The 8,545-nt window shown below is 32.0% G+C and carries 7 protein-coding genes; 6 read left to right on the forward strand and 1 reads right to left on the reverse strand.

The window, feature by feature from the left end:
- The first annotated feature begins 215 nt into the window (after positions 1-215).
- The 6 genes from ACTCDL_RS12270 to ACTCDL_RS12295 all read left to right on the forward strand — a co-directional run bounded on the left by ACTCDL_RS12270 (position 216) and on the right by ACTCDL_RS12295 (position 6,951).
- Positions 216-698 (forward strand): CBO0543 family protein, encoded by a 483-nt coding sequence (locus ACTCDL_RS12270; RefSeq protein ID WP_463176996.1) that lies wholly within the window; start codon positions 216-218, stop codon positions 696-698.
- A gap of 327 nt (positions 699-1,025) precedes the next feature.
- On the forward strand, positions 1,026-2,387 hold the full coding sequence (locus tag ACTCDL_RS12275) for a tetratricopeptide repeat protein (RefSeq protein ID WP_463176999.1): 1,362 nt from the start codon (positions 1,026-1,028) through the stop codon (positions 2,385-2,387).
- 160 nt (positions 2,388-2,547) lie between these two features.
- Positions 2,548-3,234 carry a response regulator transcription factor gene (locus ACTCDL_RS12280; RefSeq protein ID WP_463177012.1) on the forward strand — a complete coding sequence of 229 codons (687 nt, stop codon included), beginning with the start codon at positions 2,548-2,550 and terminating at the stop codon, positions 3,232-3,234.
- Positions 3,235-3,253: 19 nt separating this feature from the next.
- Positions 3,254-4,654: a sensor histidine kinase gene (locus tag ACTCDL_RS12285; RefSeq protein ID WP_463177001.1), complete on the forward strand. Its 1,401-nt coding sequence runs from the start codon at positions 3,254-3,256 to the stop codon at positions 4,652-4,654.
- Between the two features lie 405 nt (positions 4,655-5,059).
- Positions 5,060-6,175, forward strand: coding sequence for a S1C family serine protease (locus ACTCDL_RS12290; protein WP_463177004.1), 1,116 nt, complete (start codon positions 5,060-5,062; stop codon positions 6,173-6,175).
- Between the two features lie 104 nt (positions 6,176-6,279).
- Positions 6,280-6,951, forward strand: a complete 672-nt coding sequence (locus tag ACTCDL_RS12295; RefSeq protein WP_463177007.1) for a glycosyltransferase family 2 protein — start codon at positions 6,280-6,282, stop codon at positions 6,949-6,951.
- Positions 6,952-6,973: 22 nt separating this feature from the next.
- Here ACTCDL_RS12295 and murB read toward each other — a convergent pair whose 3' ends face one another.
- Positions 6,974-7,891, reverse strand: coding sequence for a UDP-N-acetylmuramate dehydrogenase (murB, locus tag ACTCDL_RS12300; protein WP_463177010.1), 918 nt, complete (start codon positions 7,889-7,891; stop codon positions 6,974-6,976).
- Between the last annotated feature and the right edge of the window lie 654 nt (positions 7,892-8,545).

Below are 8,545 nucleotides of genomic sequence, written 5' to 3' on the forward strand. Positions count from 1 at the left end.
GCTACGGGTTTTAACCCGTAGTGTAACATATCACCATCACCACAGGTTGAAACCTGTGGCTAGTAAATTTATCATTATAAAAAGTGTCGCACTATCTTTCTATTCTGTCATTTTTCTACTAAGATAAAAGATTAAAATTACAATAATATTTTATAAATTTTACATATTGGCAAAGAATAATCATTAATGCATTATCAGAAGAAGGGTGATAATTAATGACTATCTTAGAAGGGTTAATTCAATATGGTTCAATTTCATTTGCAATTATAGCTTTAATTTGGAAGAGAGATGGGATGAAGAAGTATGTCCCTGTTGGCTTGTTTGCTAGTTTTTATGCTAATCTTTGGTGTTATCTTGCTATTTACTTTAATTTATGGGGATATCATCATCATAAGATATTACCTTTAATCAGAGATATTTCTGTACCTGTGAATGTGATTGTGGCACCGATAATGGCGATGTTTTGGGTTAGATATTGTCCATTAAGGTTTAAAGAGAAGTTGCTATGGGCATTTATTTGGACAAGTTTGCTAACTGTAGTAGAGGTTTTGATAGAGAGAAGGACAAATATATTAGCTTATCATGGTTCATACCACTGGTATCACTCCTATATATTATGGTTCTTTACTTGGTTTATCTGGTTAGGGTTTCATTTATGGCTAAATGATTGGAAGAGGGAGTTTGATAGTATTTTTTAGAAGAGAAGGCTTTTCAAATCTAAGGATGATTTATATAAACAGTCTTAATTTGAGTTTATCATGAAGTTTTTTATTAGCAGCCTAGAATTGTAAAGGTAGTAGTAGATTTTATAAGTATTTAGGTATTTATTTTCTCAAGATAATGGTATATCATTTAAGTAGTTTATAGTATTTATCCGAAGAAGTACTCTTGGGGTGCAAATTAATGACAATCATATCAATTAAAAATAAATATTTTCAAAATATAATTTAGTTTTGGTTAAAAGATAAGTCTTTGTGTGGTCTTAATAAGTCTATTACCAATAATATTCTGGGGGGGAACTATCTTTGAAGAAGATTATTTTAGTGATTTTAGTCTGTTTTTCGTTATCAACAGAGGCTATGGCTTTAGAATTATCTATACATGAAGCAGCTATATTGGGGAGGTTAGATCTAGTAAAGGATGAAATAGATTCAGGAATAGAGGTTGATATGAAAAATTATAAAGGATTTACCCCATTGATGTTAGCAGCTTTTAATGGTCAAAGGGAGATAGTGAAGTATTTGATCTTGCATGGTGCTAATGTTAATGAGCTAAGTAATAAAAAGTATTCCCCATTGATAGCAGCTGTAATTAATGATAATGTAGGTATTGCGAAGCTTCTAGTAGAAAATGGAGCCGATATTAATTTAGGAGTAAAAGAGGGATTTTGGCCAGCAGTTATGTATGCTTCCTCTAATGGAAGTGTTCAAAGCCTTTATTTCTTATTACGTAATTATTCTAATATTTATTATATAGATGAAGCAGGTAATACCCCATTTACAGTTGCTGATAATGATAAAATAGTAAAAATGTTAAATAGTATGAAGTCTGAAATTGATGAACTTCTAAGAATAGCTTATAATTACTTACAGAAAGATAAGCTTGAGTTGGCACTAGAAGTATATGATGAATTAGAACCTTGTTTAAGTAATCAACCATTAATTTATTATAATAGAGGGTATATATATTCTATTACTAAGGAATACGATAGTGCCCTAAAAAATTATAAAGAAGCATTAGAGCTTACAGATGATGCAAGTTATAGGGCTAATGTCAATTTAGAGATTGGGAGGATCTTTAGCATCAGAGGTGAATATGATGTGGCAATTAATCATTGTAATGAAGTTATTACATATAATCCTAATAATTCCTATGCGTATTTATTGAGAGGGTGGAATTATCAGAATTTAAAGGAGTATAATAAGGGAATTGCAGATTATAGTAGAGCTTTAGAATTAGAAGAAGAATTAAATGAAGATGTATTATTGAGAAGAGGAAATTTATATATGATTATGGATGAGTATGAAGAGGCTATAAAGGATTTTGATAAATTAATGGAGATGGATTCTAAGTTTGTTAATCAAAATTTTTATAATAATAGAGCCTATGTACTTAGAAAATTAGGAGATTATGAAAGAGCATTAATAAATATAAGAAAGGCAATAGCTATAGATGACCAAAATGGTGTTTTCTTCCTAACGTATGCTGAGATAAATGCTTATATGGATTATAAAGAAGGATTTTATAAGAATATTGATCGGGCAATAGAGTTATTAGATTTAACTATAGATGAATTGATAGATAAACATTATAGTGATGAACCGATAATAATTGAGCTATTAGAAAATTATAGTCCTAAAACAGCTGACAATAGAAAGGTTATCTAAAAGTATTATTTTATTAGATATTAAATAAAAATATAGTTCTAAGAATATTCAATTAGTTACTGATATAAAATACTTTGTTTTGCCAAAAAACTATACCTTGTATATAATAAAATTAATATATAATAAATGGAAGTGGTGTTATAGGAGGGGTATTATGCAGATGAAAATTTTAGTAGTTGATGATGATAAGAACTTATGTAGGTTGATGGAGATTTATTTAAAGAAAGAAGATTATAAGGTAATTCTAGCCAATGATGGGCAAGAGGCTATTGATAAATTTTATGAAGAGAATCCTCAGCTAATCATTTTAGATATAATGTTACCTAAGATGAGTGGTTGGGAAGTATGTAATGAGATTAGAAAGGAATCAAATATACCTATTTTAATGTTAACAGCCAAAGGTGAGAAAGATGATAAGTTAAAAGGGCTAGAGATAGGTGCTGATGATTATGTCACTAAACCTTTTGATCCTGATGAATTAGTAGCAAGGGTAAAGGCTATTTTAAGAAGGACTGGTGCTTCAAGTAAGGCCAAAGACTTAATAACCTATCCTAATTTGAAGATTGATAATAAGAAGCATTTAGTGATGTTAAAGGGTGAGATTTTAGAACTGGCTCCAAAAGAGTATGATTTGCTTTACTTTTTAGCCAAGCATGAGAAGCAGGTCTTTAGTAGAGAACAGTTATTAGATAGAGTATGGGGATTTGATTTTATCGGTGATATTAGGACTGTAGATACCCACATTAAGAGATTAAGAAAGAAGGTTGATGAACAGATAGAAGATTATAAGTATTTTCATACGGTATGGGGGGTAGGCTACAAATTTGAAACTGTCAAGGAGCATTGACACCATATCAGGAAAGTTAATGATTAGATTTACTATTATTATTTTAGTAACATTATTCATTTTGGCAACATCACTATCCTATCTCTTTCAAAATTATTATTATGGGAGTACTGAGAAGAAATTTATAGACCAAGGTAATAAGATAGCTGGGTTATTACAGCGTTCCCTGTATGAAGGTAATTATGATGAGACACTCTTTTTTTTAAGAGATTCACAACGTTTTTTTGAAGGAAATGTCTGGATAGTTGATTCTAAAGGGCTGGTCTTGGTAACAACTCAACAAAAGGAGTTACAGGGTGTTAGATTAAATAAAAATGAGGTTAAGCAGGTCTTTCAGGGTAAGATAGTTAAAAAAAGAGGATTTTCCTATTACTTTGGAGAGCCTGTGCTATTTGTGGCAGTACCTATTAACTTTGCTAATAAAGTAGTCGGGGCAGTTTTTGTCTATTCACCTCTAGCAGGAATCGGTTCAACCTTAAATGATTTAAGAAGATTGGTCTTATATGCAGCATTAATAGCTATTATTTTAACCTTGATTTTGAGTTTTACTCTATCTAAGAGTTTTTCGAGACCATTAAAGAGAATGCAAAAGATTTCACTTAATATGGCCCATGGTGATTTTGATGAGAGAGTAAGGATTGAATCTGAGGATGAAGTAGGCCAATTGGCCCAATCTTTTAATTATTTAGCTGATAAATTACAAGAGACTATAGCTTCATTGCAGGAAAAAGAAGAGCAACAACGAAGATTTGTAGCTGATGTTTCTCATGAACTAAGAACTCCCCTAACTTCAATACAAGGTTTTGTCAAGGCTTTAAGGGATGGAGTATATGAAAATGAGGAAGATAAGGATGAGTATTATCAGATTATTCTATCAGAAGTAAAGAGGTTGATTAGATTAGTAAATGATTTATTAGACTTGTCTCAAATAGAGCTGGGGCAGATTAAAATGGAGATGGAGATCTTAGATTTAAAAGAGATAATTAAGAATTCAATTAGAAATTTAATGCCTAAAATCAAGGAGAAAGAACTACAAATAGTGATTGAGCTGGCAGATAATCTCCCTTTAGTTTTTGCAGATAGGGATAGAATTGAGCAGGTATTGATTAATCTGATCAGTAATGCTATTGATTTTACGCCACAAGGTCAGAGAATAAAGGTAATATCTAAAGGGGAAGATGATGAGGTTTTTGTAATGATAAAAGATACAGGACCAGGAATTCCAGTAGAAGAGATCAATAATATTTGGAATAGGTTTCACAAAGTTGATAAAGCTAGAACTAGAGATAGAGGTGGTACTGGCTTGGGATTATCTATTGTTAGAGAGATTATTCGCCATCATCAAGGTGAGGTCTGGGTGGAAAGTGAGCTTGGTCAAGGTTCTACTTTTATTTTTAGTTTATTAGTAGCGGATAAATAAAGTTTCATTTTTTTGAGAAACTTTATTATCACGGAGAGTTTCGTGAAACTCGGAGGGGAGAAATTGGGAGATATAAGTGACTACTTTTGTTTATACTCTTAATTTAGGTATATTAGGAATAAATAAAGTTTCATTTTTTTGAGAAACTTTATTATCACGGAGAGTTTCGTGAAACTCGGAGGTGGAAATTTGGGAGATATAAGTGACTACTTTTGTTTATACTCTTAATTTAAGTATGTTAGGAATAAATAAAGTTTCATTTTTTTGAGAAACTTTATTATCACGGAGAGTTTCGTGAAACTCGGAGGGAATTTCTTAAAATTTAACTTTTTTTACCTTATGTCATAATTTCGTAAAATTTTCCCTTTATAATATAATCAAAAGGTGAGGAGGTAGTTAGATAATATGAAAAAATTCAAAAAAAGTATAGTGCTTTATGCTGGGATATTATTAATTGGTATCTTAATAGGAAATATAGTACTTAATGATTCTACAGTAGATGCTTTTTGGAATGATAATAAGGCAAAGGATAATTCTCAAAAAGCTACTATAAATAAGATAGTTGTCCCACAAGAAGAGGCAGTCAAAAGGGCAGTTAAGCAGGTAGGACCTGCTGTAGTTAGTATTGTGACTAGGGATGTTGAAATTGTACGTGATTTCTTTTATAATCCAGTTCCTCAAGAGAAGGAGGGGCTTGGCTCTGGTGTAATCATTGATAAAGATGGTTATATCTTAACAAACAATCATGTAATTGATGGTGCTGATAAGATTAAGGTCTTACTTTCTGATGGGCGTAAATTCAAAGGGAAGTTGGTAGGATCAGATGCTAGAAATGACTTAGCTGTAATTAAGATTGAAGGAAAAGATTTACCAGTAGCCCAGTTGGGAGATTCTGATAAGTTGGTAGCAGGGCAGTTGACTATCGCTATAGGTAGTCCCTATGGTATAGAGTTTAGTAATACAGTTACTACTGGTGTAGTAAGTGCCTTAGGAAGAGAGATTAGAGCAGGAAAACATGGAATCTTGGAGAATTTAATCCAGACAGATGCTTCAATCAATCCTGGTAATAGTGGAGGACCTTTATTAAACAGTCAAGGTAAGGTAATAGGAATTAATACAGCAATTATTGGTGATGCCCAGGGCATTGGTTTTGCTATTCCTATCAATCAAGCTAAAGAGATTATCGATGATTTAATTAAATATGGAAAAGTTAAAAGACCATGGCTTGGTATCTATGGTACTAAATTAACTGATGAGATCATTAATTACTACAATTTACCGGTGGAACAGGGGGTCTTAATTGCTAGAGTAATTATGGATAGCCCTGCTGATAAGGCTGGATTATCTCATAATGATATTATTGTTGAAGCAGATCATCAGAAGGTAAGGGATATGAGTGATTTAAAAGAGATAATTGATAAGAAGGGGATAGGTGCTAAGTTGAAGTTATTGATTATGGACAATGATAAGAATTTAAAGCCTGTTACTGTTACTTTAGAAGAGTTGAAGATGGAAAAATAATTGCTTATTAAAATATAGAGTCTGAGTTTTAATTGAAGAGGTTCCTTCTAATAGGAGGGAACTTTTTTCATTTTTACAAATAAATCTATAAGGGGTGAGTTACTTTGACCAAAGATATAGCATTAATTATACCAGCTTATAATGAAGTAGAGACAATTGGAGATATAATTGAAATAGCACAGGAGAGTGACTTATTTAATGAGATAGTTGTAGTTAGTGATGGTTCAGAGGATGGTACTGCTAAACGAGCTTTAGATTATGGGATTAAAACCATTGCTTTACCTAAAAATCTAGGGAAAGGGGCGGCTATGACTATTGGTATGAAGAATACCACTTCAGAGCTAATTCTCTTCTTAGACGCTGATTTGGTTAGTTTAAGAAAAGATCATATTGAAAAATTGCTTGCACCAATACTTGAGGAAAGGGCTGATATGAGTTATGGTCTATTTTCAGGGGGCAGAGAGAACACAGATTTTGCTCAAAGGTTGACCCCATATCTGACAGGACAGAGGGCATTAAGAAGAGATATAATCGATTCCTATGAGGAGCTTAGAGACTCTAAATTTGGGGCGGAATTATATTTGACTAAACTAGCCATAGAACAAGAATTAGCAATAGAAAAGGTCTTTTTAGAAGGTTTAACCCATAGAATGAAAGAGGAGAAGAGGGGGTTTATTAAAGGGATTATTTCGCGCTTAAAGATGTATTGGGAGGTCTTTAAATATTTTAAAAGGAACAATTTAAGCTACAATAGCATAATCTCTACTATAAAATAAATGGGGGGCCTAGGCCCCCCATTTATTTTATAAATTCTCCAATGAATCTCGGTTCTACTTCAAGTTTAACACCATTTCTTTGATAAATTTCATCTTGAACTAGTTTGATTAAATTCTTAACATCTTCTGCACTAGCATTACCAAGGTTTACAATAAATCCTGCATGTTTTTTAGATACTTCAGCTTCACCGACTCTAGCTCCTTTAAGTCCAGCCTCATCAATTAATGCACTAGCATAGTAGTTTTCAGGTCTTTTGAAGATACTACCAGCACTAGGCATTTCCATTGGCTGTTTAGTCCAGCGTTTGTCAGTTAAATCATCTATTTTTGCTTTAATCTCTTCTTTATCTCCGTGTTCTAGAGAGATAATTGCTTCAACAGCAATCAGTGGTTCATCTTGTAGAATACTATGGCGATAAGATAATTTTAATTCTTCTTTAGAAAGGGTAAGCTCTTTACCCTGATAACTTAAACATCTCACCTCTTTGATTACATCCTCAATCATTCCACCATAAGCACCAGCATTCATGTAGATGGCTCCACCTAAGCTACCGGGAATACCACTAGCAAACTCTAAGCCTGTTAGCCCTGCTTTTAGGGCTTGATTAGATACCTCTGATAGAAGTATCCCTGTTTCTGAAATCAGCTCTTTTCCTGATACTCTAATTCTATTTAGCTTTTCGGTATTGATCACAATACCTCTAAATCCTTTGTCTCCAACTATGACATTGCTCCCTTTTCCTAAGATAAAGAAAGGAATCTCTATATCCTTAATAGTAACCAGTACCTCTTTTAGTTCTCTAATACTATTAGGTATTACTAAGATATCGGCAGGTCCACCTATTTTAAAAGTAGTGTATTCTTTTAATGGTTTATCAAATTTTACATTTGAGCCACAGATTTTTTTAAGATTATCCTTGAGTTCTTTATTTATAAACATAGGAATAAAACCTCCTTTAAAAGTTAATCTGAATAGAAAAATCTAATTTAAAAAGAAATTCAAATTGCAGAACAATACATCTATTTTATCATATTTCTTTTCTATAACCAAATATTCCAAAAAAGTAGTGGGATTATCAATATAGCCTCTGCAATATAGCAATTTATATTTTAAATATAGTAGTCCAACTTGAAAGCAAGGTTTAAGTATGGCGTTATAGAGAGATAGTGCGACACTTTTGAGTTGATAGTTGATAGTGTATAATGGATAGTTAAAGGACTAAAAACCTATATTTAAATGGTTTTGAACTTAACTATCAACTGTCAATTATCAACTATACACTGAATTAAAAAAGTGTCGCAATCTCCCCATTAAGTTTTACTTTAGAGACGGTTAGTAAAAATAGCCTATGTAGATATACAGAAATGTTTATATTAATCATTATCTATTATTTTTTAAAATGTACCTAGATTTATAGAGATTATTGAATTAAGGTAGTAGGGGTATTCTATTTAGTATTGTTTTTAATTAAAATTTATTTTTGTGGATTCTATAATTATAGATAAACAACTTTAGAATGTAATATAAAACCCACCTCACCCCTAACCCCTCTCCTCATATCAGGAGAGGGGAATAAAAGATGCTTTAGTCCTC

This window comes from Orenia sp., from assembly GCF_055140805.1.

Bases quoted from the DNA above. Each gene is read 5' to 3' on its own strand.
- ACTCDL_RS12270 (WP_463176996.1), top strand. From the start codon at position 216: ATGACTATCTTAGAAGGGTTAATTCAATATGGTTCAATTTCATTTGCA.
- ACTCDL_RS12290 (WP_463177004.1), top strand. From the start codon at position 5,060: ATGAAAAAATTCAAAAAAAGTATAGTGCTTTATGCTGGGATATTATTA.
- ACTCDL_RS12280 (WP_463177012.1), top strand. From the start codon at position 2,548: ATGAAAATTTTAGTAGTTGATGATGATAAGAACTTATGTAGGTTGATG.
- murB (WP_463177010.1), bottom strand. From the start codon at position 7,891: ATGTTTATAAATAAAGAACTCAAGGATAATCTTAAAAAAATCTGTGGC.
- ACTCDL_RS12285 (WP_463177001.1), top strand. From the start codon at position 3,254: ATGATTAGATTTACTATTATTATTTTAGTAACATTATTCATTTTGGCA.